This is a genomic window from Brenneria sp. hezel4-2-4 (assembly GCF_013155275.1).
Lineage (GTDB): Bacteria > Pseudomonadota > Gammaproteobacteria > Enterobacterales > Enterobacteriaceae > Brenneria.
Genome location: NZ_JABJXS010000006.1, coordinates 67775 through 88446, shown reverse-complemented (window position 1 = coordinate 88446; position 20672 = coordinate 67775). Strand labels below are relative to the sequence as shown.

Sequence of the window (20672 nt, the reverse complement as noted above, 5' to 3'; positions counted from 1 at the left end):
CTCTCTTAATTCAACTCGCGAATATCGGCAAAACGGCCGGTGACGGCGGCGGCGGCGGCCATTGCCGGACTGACCAGATGCGTGCGCCCGGCACGGCCCTGACGGCCTTCAAAATTACGGTTGCTGGTGGACGCGCAGCGTTCGCCGGGATTCAGACGGTCGTTGTTCATCGCCAGACACATGGAACAGCCGGGTAAGCGCCATTCGAAGCCGGCTTCGATAAATACCTTATCCAGCCCTTCCAGTTCGGCCATGGTTTTGACCGGACCGGAACCTGGCACTACGATGGCCTGTACGCCGCTGGCGACCTTGCGTCCTTTGGCAACCTCGGCCGCCGCCCGCAAATCTTCAATCCGCGAGTTGGTGCAGGAACCGATGAACACTTTATCGATCGCCACGTCGGTCAGTTTGATGCCGGGTTGCAAATCCATATACGCCAGCGCCTTGGCGGCCGAAGCGCGTTCGACCGGATCGCTGAAGGATTCCGGTGACGGAATAACCTGATTAACGGCAATCACCTGACCGGGATTGGTGCCCCAGGTTACCTGCGGCGCAATATCGGCGGCGTCCAGCGTGACGACGCTATCGAAGCGGGCATCGTCGTCGGACTTCAGCGTGCTCCAGTAAGCGACGCCGGCGTCCCAGTCGGCGCCTTTCGGAGCGAACTGGCGGCCTTTCAGGTAACTGAATGTGGTTTCATCCGGCGCGACCAGTCCGGCTTTGGCGCCCATTTCAATCGCCATGTTGCACAGCGTCATGCGGCCTTCCATACTTAAGGCCCGAATGGCTTTGCCACAGAATTCAACCACGTGTCCGGTGCCGCCCGCGCTGCCGGTTTTACCGATAATCGCCAGCACGATATCTTTGGCGGTAATGCCCGGCGCGGCGTCGCCGGTCACTTCGATCTTCATGGTTTTGGCGCGGCCCTGTTTCAGGGTTTGCGTCGCCAGAACATGTTCGACTTCCGATGTGCCGATACCAAAAGCCAGCGAGCCGAACGCGCCGTGCGTCGCGGTGTGGGAATCGCCGCAGACGATGGTCATGCCCGGCAGCGTCATGCCCTGTTCGGGGCCGATAACATGGACGATGCCCTGAAACGGATGGTTCAGGTCATACAGCTGTACGCCGAATTCAGCACAGTTCTTGATCAGCTCCTGCATCTGAATACGCGCCATGTCGCCACAGGCATTAATATCTTTGGTCTGAGTGGAAACGTTGTGATCCATGGTGGCGAACGTTTTACCCGGCTGACGAACCTGACGTCCTTTCGCCCGCAGGCCGTCAAAAGCCTGAGGAGAGGTCACTTCATGCACCAGGTGGCGATCGATGTACAGCAGAGGCGTTTCATTCGGCGCTTCATAAACGACGTGCGCATCGAATAATTTTTGATATAACGTCTTACTCATGGTTATGCCCCTTGCGCTACAAACCGGGCAATAATATCGCCCATCTCATCCGTACCGACGGCGCTGCCTTCACTGGCCAGATCCGAGGTGCGATAGCCTTCGGCCAATGCGGTGTTCACCGCTTTTTCAATGGCGTCCGCCGCGTCATCGGCGCCCAAACTGTAACGTAACAGCAGCGCCAGCGATAAGATCTGGGCAATCGGGTTGGCGATGTTTTTGCCGGCGATATCCGGTGCGGAACCGCCTGCCGGTTCATACAGGCCAAACCCCTGTTCGTTCAGGCTGGCGGACGGCAGCATCCCCATCGAGCCGGTGATCATGGCGCATTCGTCGGACAGAATGTCGCCGAACAGGTTGGAGCACAGCATGACATCAAACTGGGAGGGATCTTTAATCAACTGCATGGTGGCGTTGTCGATGTACAGGTGAGACAGCTTCACGTCCGGGTAGGCCTGGGCGACTTCACTGACGATTTCACGCCACAGGATGGAGCTTTGCAGAACGTTGGCCTTATCAATAGAGGTGACGACGCCGCGACGTTTGCGCGCTGATTCAAACGCGATATGCGCAATGCGTTCAATCTCAAAACGGTGATAAACCTCGGTATCGAATGCACGTTCATATTGACCGCTGCCTTCACGGCCTTTCGGCTGACCGAAATAGATACCGCCGGTCAGCTCACGAACGCACAGAATATCGAAGCCTTTGGCGGCGATATCGCTGCGCAGCGGGCAGAATGCTTCCAGACCCTGATACAGACGCGCCGGACGCAGGTTGCTGAACAGGCGGAAATGTTTACGCAGCGGCAGTAAGGCGCCGCGTTCCGGTTGTTCGTCCGGGGGCAGGTTTACCCATTTCGGACCACCCACGGAGCCGAACAGGATCGCGTCAGCCTGCTCGCATCCGGCAACGGTTGCCGGCGGCAGCGGCGTACCCTGACGGTCGATTGCTATGCCGCCCACATCGTATTCGCTGGTGGTGATCCGCAGGCCGAAGCGTTGACGCACCGCTTCCAATACTTTGTGAGCCTGTGCCATTACTTCCGGGCCAATACCGTCTCCGGGTAAGACGGCGATATGGTAACTCTTTGTCATCACACTGTTTCCTGACTATTTTGTTGTTTACTGTTGTGCTGTTGCAGACGCTGAATTTCTTTTTCTACCTGCTGAGCGCGTTTGATGTTGTTCAGGACATTTACCATCGCCTGGGCGGACGATTCGACGATATCCGTCGCCAGACCGATGCCGTGGAAACGGCGGCCCTGATAATCCGCCACGATATCAACCTGACCCAGCGCATCTCTGCCTTGCCCTTTGGCGGTCAGTTGATATTTGACCAGCGAAATCTGGTAGCCGGTAATGCGGTTAATGGCCTGATAAACTGCGTCAACCGGGCCATTGCCGGTAGCGGCTTCAGACTGGGTTTCATCGCCGCAGACCAGTTTGACCGAGGCGGTCGCCATGACGCTGGAACCGGACTGTACGCTGAAATAGTCCAGACGATAGAAATCGGCCTCTTCTTGCTTATTGTTGATAAAGGCCAACGCTTCCAAATCATAATCGAAGACCTGACCTTTTTTGTCGGCCAGCTTCAGGAAGGCGGTGTACAGGTTATCCAGATTATAGTCGCTATCCTGATAACCCATCTCTTCCATACGGTGCTTCACGGCCGCGCGGCCGGAGCGGGAGGTCAGGTTCAACTGGACTTCTTTCAGACCGATGGATTCCGGCGTCATGATCTCATAATTCTGGCGGTTTTTCAGTACGCCGTCCTGGTGGATGCCGGAAGAGTGGGCGAAAGCGTTTGAACCGACGATCGCCTTGTTGGCCGGGATCGGCATGTTGCAAATCTGGCTGACCAGTTGGCTGGTGCGGTAAATTTCCTGATGGTTGATATTGGTGTGTACCTTCAGGATATCCGGACGGGTTTTGATCGCCATGATCACTTCTTCCAGCGAACAGTTGCCGGCACGTTCGCCGATACCGTTCAGCGTTCCTTCAACCTGACGCGCGCCGGCTTGAACCGCGGCAATGGAGTTACCGACGGCCATGCCCAAATCGTCGTGGCAGTGTACGGAGATAATGGCTTTATCGATGTTGGGCACCCGGTCGTACAGGGTAGAGATGATGCCGCCGAACTGAACCGGAGTGGTGTAGCCAACGGTGTCTGGAATGTTGATGGTGCGCGCGCCGGCATCAATCGCCGCTTCAACAATGCGGCACAGATTATCAATGGGCGTGCGGCCGGCGTCTTCACATGAGAATTCAACGTCGTCAGTATAATTGCGGGCGCGTTTTACGGAATGAATCGCTTTCTCCACCACCTGCTCAAAAGACAGGCGCAGTTTGGATTCAATATGCAGCGTAGAGGTCGCCAGAAATACGTGGATGCGGAACGCCTCGGCGACCCGCAATGCTTCGGCGGCGACGTCAATATCCTTGTCCACACAGCGGGCCAGACCGCAAACGCGACTATTTTTGATTTGGCGGGCAATGGTCTGTACGGATTCAAAATCACCGGGCGAGGACACCGGAAAGCCAACTTCCATTACGTCAACACCCATTCTTTCCAGGGCTTGTGCAATCTGAAGTTTCTCTTTCACACTCAGACTGGCCTGCAAAGCCTGTTCACCGTCACGTAATGTGGTATCGAAAATAATAACTTGCTGGCTCATCGGCTTGATTCCTTATCGTATTTACTTAGCGCCCGGCGAGTAAAAAAAAACCCGCGCATTGGCGCGGGTTTTTTTGGATGGTGCGAATCAGTTCTGAATTCTGTCCACCAGCCTACCGCGCAATGTAGATGCGTTTAGTAGTAGGCCTAGTAGGAAAGAGAAGTTGAACATGATATCTCGTCATCTGAAATTGATTTGCTTTCTCTATTGGTACTTGATTAGCAGGGTTATGTCAACCCTTGATTTCAGTGTGACTGGCGTCAATTAAACCATCAACGGCCATTGCCTGGCTCAGAAAGAGTGTTGCGGTTTCCTATCATATCAGTAGACTGCGGCCAAAATAATATACAGCTGTACGCTGAAGCCCGCGGGTTAACTTTCTCTGTGAGTCGTCTTTTGCAAATGAATAATCATTTACAGCAATACCATGTAGTACACCGGATACAGCAGCAGGTTGAAGGTTGTTCGGGCCGCGCAGCGTTGCGAGAGTGGACGCCGGACGGCGAAAAGCGGCTTACCTGGTCTCAGGCGGGCAGGCGTATTCGGCGAATCGCCTGCGGTCTGTTGGCGCAGGGACTGGATGTGCAGGAGCGCGCCGCCATTTTCGCTCATAATTCGATGAACTGGTCGCTGGCCGATCTGGCGATGTTGCACCTGCGTGCGATCAGCGTCCCGATCTATGCGACCAACACGCCGGCGCAGGCCGCATTTATTATTAATGATGCCGATATTCGCACTATTTTTGTCGGCGGCCAGGCGCAGTTTGACGCGCTGCTGGCATTACGGGAAACCTGTCCTCAATTACGCAATATCATTGTTATGGATGACGGCGTGGATTTGCGCGGTTGTGATATTGCCGTGACGCTGCATGAGTTTGAAACTCAGGCGGTAGACGCGTTCTGGCAGGATGTGCTGCAAAGCCGTATCGACAGCCGCGATCTCAACGATCTGTTTACGCTGATTTATACCTCGGGCACCACGGGTGAACCTAAAGGGGTCATGCTGGATTACGCCAATATGGCGATGCAGCTTAAGCTGCACGATGAGCGCTTGAGCGTATCGGCGACGGACTCGTCGCTGTGCTTTTTGCCGTTGTCACACGTGTTTGAACGTGCCTGGAGCTTTTTCATCATGCACAGCGGGGCGCAGAATGTGTATCTCAACGATACCAATCTGGTGCGCGCGGCCATGCAGGCGGTGAAACCGACCACGATGTGCGCCGTTCCGCGTTTCTATGAAAAAGTTTACAGCGCCATTCATGAAAAAGTGGCTCAGGCGCCCTGGTATCGCCAGCGGTTATTTCACTGGGCTATCGCGCAGGGGCAACGGGTTTTTCTGCTGCGCCGCGCCGGTAAGCGACCTGGCGCGTTGCGTCGCCTTATGCACCGCTATGCCGACCGTCTGGTGCTGGATAAATTGCGCCAGCTCCTGGGCGGACAGGTCAGATTCCTGCCCGCCGCCGGCGCCCGGCTGGATGACAATATTATCCTGTTTTTCCAGTCGATGGGGATCCGCATTGTCTATGGTTACGGCATGACCGAAACCTGCGCCACGGTGTCCTGCTGGGAAGAAGAGAATTTCCGGCTTGGCTCGATTGGCACGCCCTTACCGGAAATTGACGTGCGGATCGGCGCGGATAATGAAATTCAGGTGCGTGGCGCGACGGTGATGCGCGGTTACTTCCATCGTCCGCAGGAAACGGCTGAAGCGTTTACCGCTGATGGCTGGCTAAAAACCGGCGATGCCGGGGAGTTGGATGCTCAGGGCAATTTGTTTATTACCGAGCGGCTGAAAGATCTGATGAAAACCTCTGGCGGGAAATACATCGCGCCGCAACATCTGGAAGGCACGCTGGGGCAGGATCGGTTTATTGAGCAGGTAGCGGTGATTGCCGATGCGCGCAAATACGTGTCGGCGCTGATCGTTCCCTGTTTTGACGCGCTGGAAGAGTACGCCCGCTCCGCCAATTTGAAATATCACGATCGTATGGAACTGCTGCGTCACAGCCATATTATCGAGATGTTTGAACAGCGCCTGCGCGAAATGCAAAAAGAGCTATCCCGCGTTGAACAGGTGAAAAAGTTCACTTTGCTGTCAGCGCCGTTTTCGATGGAAGAAGGGGAGTTGACCCCAACATTGAAGCTGCGTCGTAAGGTGATTCATCAGCGTTATCAGTTGGAAATTGATGCCATGTATTCTGACTCATGATGACGTCCGTGGCGGGAAATGGTTTTGTCTGAGGATGCGCGTTGGTTTTTAGTCTCAAGATTTCGCGCCGTAATTTATGGCTTTTGTGGAAGATACTTCAGGCGCAAAGGCCACTTTTTGGTGTTTTATCTTAGTTCTGGTTCCGCCTACGATGTATTCCCCATGATAACCGTATGGCATGGTGGTTTTTTGTCGTTTGCCTGAGTCATAATCTCACGTTATGTTGATTGGTTATATTTCAAACCCTGTTGTATTAAGAGGCAAACCCATGGAGATGTTGTCAGGCGCCGAGATGGTGGTCCGATCGTTAATCGATCAGGGCGTAAAACATGTATTCGGTTATCCCGGCGGTGCGGTGCTGGATATTTACGATGCCTTGCATACGGTTGGCGGTATTGAACATATTTTGGTGCGTCATGAGCAAGGCGCCGTACATATGGCCGATGGCTATGCGCGCGCGACCGGCGAGGTCGGCGTGGTGCTGGTGACCTCCGGCCCCGGCGCGACCAACGCCATTACCGGTATCGCCACCGCTTATATGGACTCGATTCCGATGGTGGTGCTCTCCGGTCAGGTTGCGACATCGCTGATTGGTTATGATGCCTTTCAGGAATGCGACATGGTGGGAATTTCCCGGCCCATCGTCAAGCACAGCTTTCTGGTCAAACAGGCGGAAGATGTTCCGACGATACTGAAAAAAGCCTTTTATCTGGCATCCAGCGGCCGTCCCGGCCCGGTGGTGGTGGATTTACCGAAAGATGTGATGAACCCCGTCAACAAACTGCCTTATGCTTACCCCGATCATGTCAGCATGCGTTCCTATAACCCGACGGTACAGGGACACAAAGGGCAGATTCGGCGCGCGTTGCAAACGCTGCTGGCGGCGGAAAAACCGATTATCTACAGCGGCGGCGGCGTGATCAATTCAGGTTGTCATCAGCAACTGCTGGCGCTGGCGGAAAAGCTCAATCTGCCGGTAGCCAGTTCACTGATGGGATTGGGCGGCTTTCCGGGAACGCATCGTCAATCGTTGGGAATGCTCGGCATGCATGGTACGTATGAAGCCAATATGGCGATGCATAATGCCGATGTGATTTTCGCCGTCGGCGTGCGTTTTGACGATCGCACCACCAATAATCTGGCGAAATACTGCCCTGACGCCACCGTATTGCACATTGATATCGATCCGGCTTCGATCTCCAAAACCGTGAATGCCGATATTCCGATCGTGGGCGACGCCAAACAGGTATTAACCCTGATGCTGGAGCTACTGGCGCAGGATGGCGCGCCGCAACAGTTTGATGCGTTGCGCGACTGGTGGCAGAACATCGAACAATGGCGCTCCCGTCAATGCCTGAAATACAGCACGGACGGCGACAAGATCAAGCCGCAGGCGGTAATCGAAACGCTGTATCAGTTGACTGGCGGTAATGCTTATGTCGCATCGGACGTCGGTCAGCATCAGATGTTTGCCGCGCTTTATTATCCTTTTGATTTACCGCGCCGCTGGGTCAACTCCGGCGGCCTGGGCACCATGGGATTCGGCCTGCCCGCCGCGCTGGGGATTAAGCTGGCGTTGCCGGAAGAGACCGTGATTTGCGTGACGGGCGACGGCAGTATTCAGATGAATATTCAAGAGCTTTCTACGGCGTTGCAATACAACCTGCCCATCGTGGTGGTTAACCTGAATAACCGTTTCCTCGGCATGGTCAAACAGTGGCAGGACATGATTTATTCCGGTCGCCATTCCAGTTCCTATATGGAATCGCTGCCTGATTTCGTCAAGCTGGCGGAGGCTTACGGGCATGTCGGCATTTCCATTGATACCCCCGATGAACTGGAAAGCAAGCTGGCGCAGGCGCTGGCGCAGAAAAACCGACTGGTGTTCGTGGATGTCAACATTGACAGCAGCGAGCATGTTTACCCCATGCAGATCCGTGGCGGCGGGATGGACGAAATGTGGCTAAGCAAAACGGAGAGAACCTGATCATGCGGCGGATTTTATCGGTATTACTTGAAAATGAATCAGGCGCATTGTCGCGTGTCGTCGGCCTGTTCTCGCAACGGGGCTACAACATTGAAAGTTTGACGGTCGCCCCCACTGACGATCCGACGCTGTCGCGGATGACCATTCAAACCGTCGGCGACGAAAAAGTGCTGGAGCAGATTGAGAAGCAACTGCATAAGCTGGTGGATGTGTTGCGCGTCAGCGAACTGGGGCAGGGGTCTCACGTCGAGCGCGAAATCATGCTGGTGAAACTACAGGCGACGGGCTATGGCCGTGAAGAGGTCAAACGTTGCGCTGAGATTTTCCGCGGCCAGATTGTGGATGTCACCGCCTCGCTTTACACCGTTCAGTTGGCCGGAACCAGCGATAAACTGGATGCGTTTCTTAACGCCGTGCGTGAAGTGGCGGAGATTGTGGAAGTGGCGCGTTCCGGGATCGTCGGCGTATCCCGCGGTGATAAGATCATGCGTTAAGGGTATTTTTCGCTGATTTTTGGTTTAAGAGGCCCGATAATAACGTCGGGCCTCTTAATTTTTCCGTCTATAACCTATGTATACTCTCAATCATTCGAGTTGCGGCAATGAGAGCGGCCAATGCATCTGTAACTTGAAGTATGACGAGTATGTGATAAAAGCGGTTGCCGTTCAGTCGCTTCTGCTGTTAGATCTAGTCGATATCCATGACGAGTTTATGGACATCGCTCTTTTTTATTTATCCGGCTTACTAAGGGGTTATCGTGAAACTGGATGAAATCGCGCGTCTTGCGGGTGTTTCACGCACTACCGCCAGCTATGTGATCAACGGCAAAGCCAAGCAGTATCGCGTCAGCGATAAGACCGTTGAGAAAGTCATGGCCGTGGTCAGGGAGCACAATTATCATCCCAATGCCGTCGCCGCTGGATTACGTGCCGGACGCACGCGCTCTATTGGCTTGGTTATTCCCGATTTGGAAAATACCAGCTACACGCGGATTGCCAATTATCTGGAGCGTCAGGCGCGGCAACGCGGATATCAACTGCTGATTGCCTGTTCTGAAGATCAACCGGACAACGAAATGCGCTGCATCGAACATCTGTTGCAGCGTCAGGTCGATGCGATCATCGTATCAACGGCATTACCGCCTGAGCACCCGTTTTATCAGCGTTGGGCGAGAGATGGCTTGCCTATTATCGCTCTGGATCGGGCGTTGGATCGTGAGCACTTCACCAGCGTGGTGGGCGCCGATCTTGAAGATGCTGAAATGCTGGCGCAAGAACTCCGAAAAGTGCCGGCGGAATCCATTCTTTATCTGGGCGCGTTGCCGGAACTTTCCGTCAGTTTCCTGCGTGAACAGGGGTTTCGTCAGGCCTGGGCCGGCGATCCGCGGGAAGTGCATTATCTGTATGCCAATAGCTATGAGCGTGTAGCGGCGGCAGGGGTATTTGCCGAGTATCTTAAGCACCATCCTATGCCCAAAGCGCTATTCACCACCTCTTTCTCCCTTTTACAGGGCGTAATGGATGTCACGCTGAAGCAGAGCGGGCGGCTGCCGAGTAATCTGGCGATTGCCACCTTTGGCGATAATGAGCTGCTGGATTTCCTGGAATGCCCGGTTTTGTCTGTCGCTCAGCGCCATCGTGAGGTGGCTGAACGGGTGCTGGAACTGGTGCTGGCGAGTCTGGATGAACCCAACAGGCCGAAACCGGGGCTTAACCGTATTCGCCGTAACCTTTATCGCCGGGGTTCGCTCAGTCGGCGTTAACTTCTCGCTTTTATTGCGCCATATGACCGAAACGTATGGCGCCTGCTTGCAATTGAAAAGACGCAGAATCTGAATTCTTAATAAATCAGTCAGTTAACATGTCAGACATTAATCAGGCCAGCTTCAAACTATCGCCAGAAAAAAACCTTTCGCATGAACAGCATATTTTAAAGCGCAGCGTCGAGGACTTCCTGAACGCGCACGCACAGGATACCCATGCTTTCTTTGTTATCCACGGCGAAGCCGGAACCGGCAAAAGCGTTTTATTGAATAACCTATTTTGCGACCTGCAAACCCGTGCCCGCCTGCGGCCGCAGCATCCTCTTTATGGCAGCGAAAACTATTTGCTCGTCAACCATCCCGAAATGCTTAAAGCCTATAAAAATGCGACGGATAATCAGCCCGGCCTGAGAAAAAAAGATTATGAGCGGCCAACCACCTTTATCAACCGAATGGATAAACGCGGTTCAAGGGCCGATATCGTTCTGGTTGACGAAGCGCATCTGCTGCTGACCCGGCGCGATAGGTATAATCATTTTTTTCAGGATAATCATCTGGATGAGATTATTCGCCTGGCCCGTATCGTGGTATTGGTTTTTGATGAACAGCAGGTGTTGAAATTCAAGAGCCTGTGGCGTGAAAGCGATCTGTCGCGCATCATGGCCCGCTGGCCGCATGAGGTCCACGTGCTGCGCCATCAGTTCAGAATGCGGGCCGATGCGGCAACGCAACACTGGATCCGTTGTTTTTGTCAGCGCAGGCTGCTGCCTTTGCCATCAACCAATACCTCCGGCAGGGAACAGGCTTTCGACATCAGGATATTTGATGATGCGCAGGCTATGTATGAAGTAATAAAAGATAAAAACGCTTCCGGCGGTCTGGCGCGAATGCTGTCAACCTATGACTATCCCTATCGGCTGGACGGGCAGGATTATTTTATTGAAGAGGGGAAATTCCGCCTGCGCTGGGATCGCTCGAAACCCACCGAGCGATTGCCCTGGGCGGAGCGCGCAGACACGATAGATGAAGTTGGTTCGGTGTACACCGTTCAGGGATTTGACCTGAACTATGTCGGCCTGATTCTGGGGCCGTCGGTGACGTGGGATGATCGCCGCGGGGAGATTGCCCTCAATCCTGCTGAATATGAAGACAGCGCGGCCTTTCAGGGGCAATCCCAGGTGGATAACGTTGATGAGGTGAAGGTGCGCATTATGCTTAACGCCATCAATGTGCTGATGACTCGGGCCATTTATGGTCTCTACCTCTACGCGCATGATGAAAAGCTGCGCACAAAGCTTATGTCGCTACAGCAAAAGACAGGTATTAACGGAGAGAATAATGGACGCAACTGATGTGCTATGGATCGACGATCGGCGGATGAATCAGGTTTCCCGCGACGTCGAAACCATTGATGATAACGTTAAAGCGGTGGTGGCGCGTATGTTTGCCGTGATTGATGCGATGAAAGACTCGGGGCTTGCCGCGATCCAGCTTGGCATTCCGCAGCGTATTGTGGCGATCGATATGGCCGACGAACAGGGAAAACGCCAGCGTCTGGCGTTGATTAACCCGCAAATAACTCAATATTCAGAAGAGAAAACGGCGCATCTGGAACTGTGTTCTTCTATTCCTGACCACCCAATGCCGGCGGAGCGGGCAAAACGGGTGACGGTCTCCTTTTTCGATCTGGATGGCGCGAAGCAGGAAATTGAAGCGGGCGGTGAGTTGGCCGTGTGCCTACAGCACGAAATCGATCATTTGGATGGGCGATCGCTTATCGATAATCTGTCCGGCCTGAAGCGTGGTCGCCTCATGACGCAGCTTGCCAAATTGCGCCGGAAAACCCTATCCCGAGAGTGATATATATCCGAGGGTAACGGCCGTTACCCGGAGATGGCGACCCGGAATAACCGGCGGCAATATTCCAGAAAATACCCATATAGCACACCCATCGCCATTGAGATCGCCGCATTGCTGGTAACGGCGGTCAGTATTTGCGCTGAATCAGCCCCGATAGTCCAAAGAATGGCGGCATAAACCGGAGACTGAAAACTGACGTATGCCAACAGATCGGCAAGGTTGCGTGCTAAAAAGTGTCTTGGGCCATGGCGTTTGGCGAAGCTGAGTACGCGATCACGATAAATACCATAGGGCCAGGCAATGACGATGTTGACCGGAATAGACAGCAGACGCGAAGAGAAAGACTGCTCAAAACTCATGCCTGAAAGCCCGATCTCAATCACCATACCGGTAATGAAGCAGTAAATAACCAAGGCGAACGTATCCGCCGTTGCGCTGCGTAACCGTGATGTTGGGGAAAAATGCATACCCAATGACTCCGTTTTTTGTTGGCGAATAAAAATCAGAGAAAAATCTTAATGATGGTTTTTTATTTTGCTTTTGAAATTTCACGTAGTTTACATCACTGCTTTATTGATTAATAAGTAGCTAAAAATATTTATTTTTCGCAGTTTTTTCATCCTTCTCGCTACTTTATTTTTGCCAATGCATTGATTCGCTCATTTATCGCGAGGTGGGGAATAAATATGTTTATAAACAATGAGTTGGTTTTTTAGGTACAGGCGGCCCGGCGGGCAATGAAAACATGCATATAAAGAGGGGAGTAATGCCGTAATGATAAATGACGGAATAATACCGGGGTCTTTTACATCGTCGTCAGCCGAAGGCCAAAGACGCTAATTAGTTTGTTCCAGGCAAACCGGGGTTTTTCTTTTTTTAGTAACGAACCTGGCGAGGAAGAAAACGTAAATTAAGGTAAACCGGGCGATTAATAGAGAAACGATGATGTTGTTGGTAAAACTGTGACATTGAACAAGTGTTAACAACAGCAGTATAATTGCGCCGAACGGTGAAAGCCTTGCCATGCAAGGCTTGCGGCCAGCTAAGATTATTCCGGAAACATTTATATTTAGTATCAGTCTGTGACAATAAAAATAATTCACCAACGAAAATTTATAGCTATATCTCGGGGAAATGTTATTCCGCCCGTGAATTTCTCTCAAATTTTCATGACCTTAATCTTTATTAATTATCCATCCTTATTCTTTTTTCCTTCAGGCCGACCCAAATTCATACAGAAATAATTCCAAAGCACGTCCGCTCTGGCTTGACAAGGTTTTCATACCCTCCGTACACTCTTCAATGTGGGAATTTGTGGGATAAAGTGGTGAAAAAGGTTATGGAGGGGTAACTCAGGCATGTTTCGTGGGGCTACGCTGGTTAATCTCGACAGCAAGGGGCGGCTTGCCGTACCTACCCGTTATCGGGAAACGCTGAACGAGGAATCGCAAGGTCAAATGGTTTGCACCATTGACCTTCACCAGCCATGCCTGCTGCTTTATCCCTTGCCTGAGTGGGAAATCATCGAACAGAAACTTTCTCGTCTGTCGAGTATGAACCCCGCCGAACGTCGCGTTCAGCGTTTGTTATTGGGGCATGCCAGTGAATGTCAGATGGATAACGCGGGACGTTTATTAATTGCCGGTACGTTGCGGCAACACGCAGGCCTTACAAAAGAAGTGATGCTGGTCGGGCAGTTCAACAAGTTCGAACTGTGGGATGAACAGACTTGGTATCAACAGGTCAAGGAAGATATCGACGCTGAACAATCGACTCAGGAACCGTTGTCTGAGCGGTTGCAGGACTTATCACTATAGTCATGCCGGAAAATTATAAACACACAAGCGTGTTGTTGGATGAAGCCGTTAACGGTCTGAACATCCGCAACAACGGAACCTATATAGACGGCACTTTTGGCCGTGGCGGCCACTCTCGCCTTATTCTTTCCCAATTGGGACCGGAAGGGCGTTTACTGGCGATCGATCGCGATCCTCAAGCTATCGAAGCGGCTAAAGCGATAGACGATCCCCGGTTTTCAATTATTCACGGTCCGTTCTCCGCGCTGTCCGACTACATGGCGGAACGCGAGCTTACCGGCCGCATTGACGGCGTGTTGCTGGATCTGGGGGTTTCTTCGCCGCAGCTTGACGATCCCGAGCGCGGATTTTCATTTATGCGCGACGGCCCGTTGGACATGCGTATGGATCCGACCCGTGGACTGTCCGCCGCCGAATGGTTAATGAAAGCGGAAGCGGAGGATATTGCCTGGGTCTTGAAGACCTTTGGCGAGGAGCGCTTTGCGAAGCGGATTGCCCGCGCCATTGTGGAACGCAACCGCACGGAACCGATGACACGGACCAAAGAGTTGGCGGAGCTGATTGCGGCCGCCAGCCCGATTCGTGAAAAGCATAAACATCCGGCGACGCGCAGTTTTCAAGCTATCCGAATTTATATCAACAGTGAGTTGGAAGAGATCGAACAGGCGTTGAACGGGGCGCTGAGCGTGTTGGCGCCGTATGGCCGTTTGTCGGTCATTAGCTTTCATTCGCTGGAAGACAGAATCGTGAAGCGTTTTATCCGCCATCAGAGCCGTGGCCCGCAGGTGCCGCCCGGTATGCCGCTGACGGAAGCACAGTTGCGCAGTCAGGGCGGACAAACGCTTAAGTCGGTAGGAAAAATGATGCCCTCGGCGCAAGAAGTGGCGGAAAACCCGCGCGCCCGTAGTTCGGTCTTGCGGTTTGCCGAGAGATTGCCGGCATGATAGGCAACGAGCGTCACGGTCTGGTCGGTGTTATCGGCGAGGATCTGCTGCGTAATGCCAAGATCCCGATACTGCTGATGATCGCCGCCCTGGTTTCCGCGGTGTTCGTCGTAACGACGGCGCATAAAACGCGCTTGTTGACCGCGGAACGCGAACAGCTGCTGCTGGAGCGTGATGCGCTGGATATTGAATGGCGTAACCTGATTCTGGAAGAAAACTCGTTAGGGGATCATAGTCGCGTTGAGCGGATCGCGACGGAAAAACTGCAAATGGGGCATGTTGATCCGTCACAGGAAAATATTGTGGTCAAGCAATGAACTAAACAGGCATCCAATTAAGCATGAAAGCAGCCCGTACAGGAAGATTAAAGCGCCAGGAAGACCAAGCCAGCTTTGTTAGCTGGCGTTTTGCGTTGCTCTGTAGCTGCATTCTGCTGGCGATGGTCGGCCTGATGGTGCGTACCGCTTATCTTCAGGTGATTAACCCCGACAAGCTGGTGCGTGAAGGCGATATGCGTTCTCTGCGCGTGCAGGAGGTGCCGACCGCTCGCGGCATGATTAGCGATCGGGCCGGGCGTCCGCTGGCGGTCAGCGTACCGGTCAACGCGGTTTGGGCCGATCCGAAAGAATTGAATGAGCATGGCGGCATCACGCTGGATACGCGCTGGAAAGCGCTTTCCGACGCGTTGGAAATTCCTCTCGATCAGATGGCGGCGAAGATTAACGCCAACCCCAAAGGCCGTTTTGTCTATCTGGCGCGTCAGGTGAACCCGGCGATTGGCGAATATATCCATAAGCTGAAGCTGCCCGGCATTAACCTGCGGCAGGAATCGCGCCGTTACTACCCCTCTGGTCAGGTCACGGCCCATTTGATGGGCTTCACCAATATCGACGGGCAGGGCATTGAAGGCGTCGAAAAAAGCTTTGACCGCTGGTTGACCGGACAGCCGGGTGAACGAACCGTGCGTAAAGATCGATTTGGCCGGGTGATCGAAGACATCTCCTCCGTTGACAGTCAAGCCGCCCACAATCTGATGCTGAGCATTGATGAACGTTTACAGGCGCTGGTTTATCGCGAACTGAGCAACGCGGTGGCGTTTAACAAAGCAGAATCCGGTACGGCGGTGCTGGTTGATGTGAATACCGGGGAAGTGCTGGCGATGGCCAATAGCCCGTCTTATAACCCCAACAATCTGGCCGGCACGCCCAAAGATATTATGCGCAACCGCGCCATCACCGATATTTTCGAACCCGGCTCTACCGTGAAACCGATGGTGGTCATGACGGCGCTGCAACGCAACGTGATAAAAGAAAACAGCGTCCTTAACACGCTGCCTTATTACGTTAACGGTCACGAGATTAAAGACGTGGCGCGTTACAACGAATTGACCCTGACCGGGATCCTCCAGAAATCGAGTAACGTCGGCGTTTCCAAACTGGCGTTAGCGATGCCGTCCTCTGCGTTGGTAGAGACTTACTCGCGTATGGGATTGGGAAAAGCGACCAATTTGGGGTTGGTCGGAGAAAGCAGTGGCATATACCCTCAAAAACAACGGTGGTCTGACATAGAGAGGGCCACCTTTTCTTTTGGCTACGGGCTGATGGTAACACCGTTACAGTTAGCGCGAGTCTACGCCACCATCGGCAGCTTTGGGATTTATCGCCCGTTGTCGATCACCCGGGTTGATCCGCCTGTCGCCGGCGAACGCGTGTTCCCCGAGGCGCTGGTGCGCACCGTGGTTCATATGATGGAAAGCGTTGCGCTGCCCGGCGGCGGCGGCACCAAAGCGGCGATCAAAGGCTACCGGATTGCGATTAAAACCGGGACGGCGAAAAAAGTCGGTCCGGACGGCAAATACATTAATAAATACATTGCCTACACGGCGGGCGTTGCGCCCGCCAGTAACCCGCGGTTTGCTCTGGTCGTGGTCATCAACGATCCGCAAGCCGGGAAATATTACGGCGGTGCGGTTTCAGCGCCGATATTTGGCGCCATTATGGGCGGGGTGTTGCGCACGATGAACGTAGAGCCCGATGCATTGCCCACCGGCGACAAAAACGAGTTTGTAATTAACAGAAAAGAGGCTTCAGGTGGCAGATCGTAATTTGCGCGAGTTATTAGCGCCGTGGGTGCAGGATGCCCCGGCGTGTGCGCTGCGGGAAATGACATTAGACAGCCGCGTCGCGGCTGCCGGGGATCTGTTTGTCGCCGTTGTCGGCCACAAAACGGATGGACGGCGCTATATTCCGCAGGCCATTGCGCAAGGTGTGGCGGCGATTATTGCCGAAGCCGAGGGCGAGGCGACCGATGGCGCCGTGCGTGAAATGCACGGTGTGCCGGTGGTTTACCTGAGTAATCTGAATCATCGTCTTTCCGCGTTGGCGGGGCGTTTTTATCAACAGCCGGCAGAGAAAGTACAACTGGTCGGCGTGACCGGCACCAACGGTAAAACAACGACCACGCAGTTACTGGCGCAGTGGAGCCAGGCGTTGGGCGAAACCAGCGCGGTAATGGGAACGGTAGGAAATGGTTTGCTGGGGCGTGTCGCGCCGACAGAGAATACCACGGGCTCGGCAATAGATGTACAGCAGGTGCTAAGGCAACTGGTTGATCAGGGGGCCACGTTTGCGGCGATGGAGGTCTCTTCCCACGGGCTGGTGCAAAACCGGGTTGCGGCATTGCCGTTCGCCGCGGCGGTATTCACCAATCTGAGCCGCGATCATCTGGATTATCATGGCGATATGGAACGCTATGAGGCCGCCAAATGGTCTCTGTTCGCCGAGCACCGCGTGGGTCAGACGATCATTAATGCCGACGACGAAGTCGGCCGCCGCTGGCTGGATAAACTGCCGGACGCCGTCGCCGTAACCATGGAAAATAATCTTATCCCCGGCTGTCGCGGTCGCTGGCTGAAAGCCACCCAGGTCGATTACCACGACAGCGGCGCCACCGTCCGTTTCGACTCAAGCTGGGGCAAGGGCGAGATTGAAAGCCGCCTGATGGGCGCGTTTAACGTTAGCAATATGTTGTTGGCGCTGGCTACGCTACTTTCCCTCGGTTATCCCTTGAGTCAATTGATTACTTCTGGTTCACAGTTGCAGCCGGTGTGCGGCAGAATGGAGGTTTTTCACGCCGCAGGCCGGCCGACGGTGGTGGTGGACTACGCTCATACCCCGGATGCGTTGGAAAAAGCCCTGGCGGCGGCGCGATTACACTGTCAGGGGCAATTGTGGTGTGTGTTTGGCTGCGGCGGCGACCGGGATAAAGGCAAGCGCCCGCTTATGGGAGGCATTGCGGAACAGCTGGCCGATCGGGTGGTGGTGACTGACGATAACCCCCGCAGCGAAGAACCACAGGCGATCATCGCGGATATCCTGACCGGACTGTTGGATGCCGGCCGCGTTCAGGTCATTCACGGCCGCGCCGAAGCCGTCACCAGCGCCATTATGCAGGCAAAAGAAAATGACGTGGTGCTGATCGCGGGTAAAGGCCACGAAGATTATCAATTGGTCGGCAATCGGCGTCTGGATTATTCGGACCGTATTACCGTCGCCCGCCTGTTGGGGGTGATCGTATGATTCGCGTTTCCCTACGGCAACTGGCTTCCGTGCTGAGCGCTCAATTGATTGGCGACAGCATTGATATCGACGCAGTGTCGACCGATACGCGCAAGCTTGCCGCCGGCTGTCTGTTTGTCGCCTTGAAAGGCGAAAAGTTCGATGCGCACGACTATGCATCAAATGCGGTAACAAACGGCGCTGCGGCGCTGCTGGTAAGTAAGCGCTTACCTGTTAACGTGCCGCAACTGCTGGTGCAAGATACGCGTCTGGCGCTAGGGAAGCTGGGGGCGTGGGTAAGAGAACAGTCACCGGCGCGAGTCGTGGCGTTAACCGGATCTTCCGGCAAAACGTCGGTCAAGGAAATGACGGCGGCCATTTTGCGGCAATGCGGCGAGGTGCTCTATACCGCCGGCAACTTTAACAATGACATCGGCGTGCCGCTGACCTTATTGCGCCTGACGCCGGAACACCAGTTTGCGGTGATTGAGCTGGGCGCCAACCATATCGGCGAGATTGCCTACACCACGGATCTGGCGCGTCCCGAGAGCGCATTGGTCAACAACCTGGCTGCCGCGCATCTGGAAGGGTTTGGTTCTCTGGCCGGGGTCGCGCAGGCAAAAGGGGAGATTTTTGCTGGGCTGCCTGCCGACGGTGTGGCGATTATCAATGCCGACAGTCATGACTTTCCACACTGGCAGGCGACGTTGAATCATAAAACGGTGTGGCGATTTTCACCGCAGGGCGCCGGTGATGTCGATTTTTTTGCCAGCGATATCAAGGTGCTGGATCTGGGTACGCAATTCATCCTGCATACACCGTTCGGTCAGATAGCGGTGGAGTTGCCATTGCCCGGGCGCCATAACGTGTCGAACGCGCTGGCCGCCGCGGCGCTCGCTATGTCCGTCGGCGCGACGTTAGATGCGGTGAAAACCGGTTTGGCGCAGCTTCAGGCCGTGCCGGGACGGCTATTCCCGATGGTTTTGGCGCCAGGCAAATTACTGCTGGACGATAGCTACAACGCCAATGTGGGTTCAATGACGGCGGCGGCGCAGGTGCTGGCCGATATGCCGGGATACCGCGTGATGGTGGTCGGAGACATGGGCGAACTGGGCGATGAAGCGCGGGAGTGTCATCGTCAGGTCGGCGAAGCCGCACGGGTGGCGGGCATCGACAAAGTATTAAGCGTGGGAACGTTAAGCGAATTGATCGGTGGGGCCAGCGGCAACGGCGAACATTTTCAGGATAAAGCGGCGTTGGTTTTACGCTTGAAGGCGCTGCTATCGGAACACAAGAGAATAAGCGTGCTCGTTAAAGGGTCGCGCAGCACTGCGATGGAGCAGGTAGTACACGCATTACAGGAGAATGCAACATGTTAGTGTGGCTGGCCGAACATCTGGTCAAACTTTATTCCGGCTTTAACGTCTTTTCCTATTTGACGTTCCGCGCCATTGTCAGCCTGCTGACCGCATTGGTGATCTCCTTATGGATGGGGCCGCATTTGATTGCCTGGCTGCAACGATTGCAGATCGGGCAGGTGGTTCGTAACGAAGGGCCGGAATCGCATTTCAGTAAACGGGGTACGCCGACCATGGGCGGCGTGATGATCCTGGCGTCGATCATTATTTCGGTACTGATGTGGGTCAATCTGTCTAACCCGTATGTCTGGTGCGTGCTGTTTGTGCTGATGGGATATGGCGTGGTCGGCTTTATTGATGACTACCGCAAAGTCGTGCGTAAAGACACCAAAGGGCTGATCGCGCGCTGGAAATATTTCTGGCAGTCGGTGATTGCGCTGGTGGTCGCCTTTGTCATGTACGCGATTGGTAAAGATACGCCGGCCACGCAACTGGTGGTGCCGTTCTTTAAGGACATTATGCCCCAGTTGGGGCTGCTCTATATCGCGCTGGCCTATTTTGTGATTGTCGGCACCAGCAATGCGGTAAACCTGACCGATGGCCTGGACGGCCTGGCGATCATGCCGACCGTCTTCGTCGCCGCCGGGTTTGCGCTGGTCGCCTGGGCCACGGGGAATATGAATTTTGCCGGTTATTTACACATTCCTTATATCCGTCATGCCAGTGAACTGGTGATTGTATGTACGGCTATCGTGGGCGCGGGACTGGGCTTTTTGTGGTTCAACACTTACCCGGCCCAGGTGTTTATGGGCGATGTGGGTTCGCTGGCGTTAGGCGGCGCGCTGGGTACTATCGCGGTGTTGCTGCGTCAGGAATTTTTGCTGGTGATTATGGGCGGCGTGTTCGTGGTGGAGACGCTGTCGGTCATTTTGCAAGTAGGGTCGTTTAAGTTACGGGGTCAGCGCATTTTCCGCATGGCGCCGATTCATCATCATTACGAGCTTAAAGGGTGGCCGGAGCCGCGGGTGATTGTGCGTTTCTGGATTATTTCGCTGATGCTGGTGCTGATTGGCCTGGCAACGCTGAAGGTACGGTAAAA

At 54.2% G+C, this 20672-nt stretch carries 17 protein-coding genes; 13 read left to right on the top strand and 4 right to left on the bottom strand.

The window, feature by feature from the left end; genetic code table 11:
* Positions 1–5: 5 nt before the first annotated feature.
* Genes leuC through leuA form a run of 3 tightly spaced genes read right to left on the bottom strand, consistent with a single transcriptional unit; the run spans position 6 to position 4080 of the window.
* Complete coding sequence (gene leuC, locus HOY33_RS13490) at positions 6–1406, bottom strand: 3-isopropylmalate dehydratase large subunit (RefSeq protein ID WP_172290736.1); 1401 nt, start codon at positions 1404–1406, stop codon at positions 6–8.
* 2 nt (positions 1407–1408) lie between these two features.
* Positions 1409–2500, bottom strand: a complete 1092-nt coding sequence (gene leuB, locus HOY33_RS13485) for a 3-isopropylmalate dehydrogenase (protein WP_172290735.1) — start codon at positions 2498–2500, stop codon at positions 1409–1411.
* On the bottom strand, positions 2500–4080 hold the full coding sequence (leuA, locus tag HOY33_RS13480; protein WP_172290734.1) for a 2-isopropylmalate synthase: 1581 nt from the start codon (positions 4078–4080) through the stop codon (positions 2500–2502). Before leuA ends, leuB begins: the two co-directional genes overlap by 1 nt.
* A 402-nt stretch (positions 4081–4482) precedes the next feature.
* Here leuA and HOY33_RS13470 point away from each other — a divergent pair, with 402 nt between their 5' ends.
* The 6 genes from HOY33_RS13470 to def all read left to right on the top strand — a co-directional run bounded on the left by HOY33_RS13470 (position 4483) and on the right by def (position 11897).
* Positions 4483–6288: a long-chain fatty acid--CoA ligase gene (locus HOY33_RS13470; RefSeq protein ID WP_172290733.1), complete on the top strand. Its 1806-nt coding sequence runs from the start codon at positions 4483–4485 to the stop codon at positions 6286–6288.
* 268 nt (positions 6289–6556) lie between these two features.
* Positions 6557–8275 carry an acetolactate synthase 3 large subunit gene (gene ilvI, locus HOY33_RS13465; protein WP_172290732.1) on the top strand — a complete coding sequence of 573 codons (1719 nt, stop codon included), beginning with the start codon at positions 6557–6559 and terminating at the stop codon, positions 8273–8275.
* Positions 8276–8277: 2 nt separating this feature from the next.
* On the top strand, positions 8278–8769 hold the full coding sequence (ilvN, locus tag HOY33_RS13460; protein WP_172290856.1) for an acetolactate synthase small subunit: 492 nt from the start codon (positions 8278–8280) through the stop codon (positions 8767–8769).
* Positions 8770–9032: 263 nt separating this feature from the next.
* A complete protein-coding gene (cra, locus tag HOY33_RS13455) occupies positions 9033–10037 on the top strand; it encodes a catabolite repressor/activator (protein ID WP_172290731.1) in 1005 nt (334 codons plus the stop codon).
* Positions 10038–10135: 98 nt separating this feature from the next.
* On the top strand, positions 10136–11389 hold the full coding sequence (locus HOY33_RS13450; protein ID WP_172290730.1) for a DUF2075 domain-containing protein: 1254 nt from the start codon (positions 10136–10138) through the stop codon (positions 11387–11389).
* On the top strand, positions 11376–11897 hold the full coding sequence (gene def / locus HOY33_RS13445; RefSeq protein ID WP_172290729.1) for a peptide deformylase: 522 nt from the start codon (positions 11376–11378) through the stop codon (positions 11895–11897). Before HOY33_RS13450 ends, def begins: the two co-directional genes overlap by 14 nt.
* Before the next feature lie 23 nt (positions 11898–11920).
* Here def and HOY33_RS13440 read toward each other — a convergent pair whose 3' ends face one another.
* Positions 11921–12364, bottom strand: coding sequence for an L-alanine exporter AlaE (locus HOY33_RS13440; protein WP_172290728.1), 444 nt, complete (start codon positions 12362–12364; stop codon positions 11921–11923).
* Between the two features lie 891 nt (positions 12365–13255).
* On the opposite strand from HOY33_RS13440, the gene mraZ reads away from it, so the two are divergent.
* The 7 genes from mraZ to mraY are packed head-to-tail and all read left to right on the top strand — an operon-like array spanning position 13256 to position 20670.
* Positions 13256–13714, top strand: coding sequence for a division/cell wall cluster transcriptional repressor MraZ (mraZ, locus tag HOY33_RS13435; RefSeq protein WP_136166100.1), 459 nt, complete (start codon positions 13256–13258; stop codon positions 13712–13714).
* 2 nt (positions 13715–13716) lie between these two features.
* Positions 13717–14658 (top strand): 16S rRNA (cytosine(1402)-N(4))-methyltransferase RsmH, encoded by a 942-nt coding sequence (gene rsmH / locus HOY33_RS13430; RefSeq protein WP_172290727.1) that lies wholly within the window; start codon positions 13717–13719, stop codon positions 14656–14658.
* Entirely contained in the window at positions 14655–14975 is a 321-nt protein-coding gene (gene ftsL / locus HOY33_RS13425) for a cell division protein FtsL (RefSeq protein WP_172290726.1), read from the top strand. Before rsmH ends, ftsL begins: the two co-directional genes overlap by 4 nt.
* Positions 14976–14998: 23 nt before the next feature.
* The gene (locus HOY33_RS13420; protein ID WP_172290725.1) at positions 14999–16762 is read left to right on the top strand and encodes a peptidoglycan glycosyltransferase FtsI; all 1764 of its coding nucleotides are present in this window, start codon (positions 14999–15001) and stop codon (positions 16760–16762) included.
* Positions 16749–18236 carry a UDP-N-acetylmuramoyl-L-alanyl-D-glutamate--2,6-diaminopimelate ligase gene (gene murE, locus HOY33_RS13415; protein WP_172290724.1) on the top strand — a complete coding sequence of 496 codons (1488 nt, stop codon included), beginning with the start codon at positions 16749–16751 and terminating at the stop codon, positions 18234–18236. Before HOY33_RS13420 ends, murE begins: the two co-directional genes overlap by 14 nt.
* Positions 18233–19594, top strand: a complete 1362-nt coding sequence (murF, locus tag HOY33_RS13410) for a UDP-N-acetylmuramoyl-tripeptide--D-alanyl-D-alanine ligase (RefSeq protein WP_172290723.1) — start codon at positions 18233–18235, stop codon at positions 19592–19594. Before murE ends, murF begins: the two co-directional genes overlap by 4 nt.
* Complete coding sequence (gene mraY, locus HOY33_RS13405) at positions 19588–20670, top strand: phospho-N-acetylmuramoyl-pentapeptide-transferase (protein WP_172290722.1); 1083 nt, start codon at positions 19588–19590, stop codon at positions 20668–20670. The genes murF and mraY overlap by 7 nt, the downstream gene beginning before the upstream one ends.
* Positions 20671–20672: the final 2 nt, after the last annotated feature.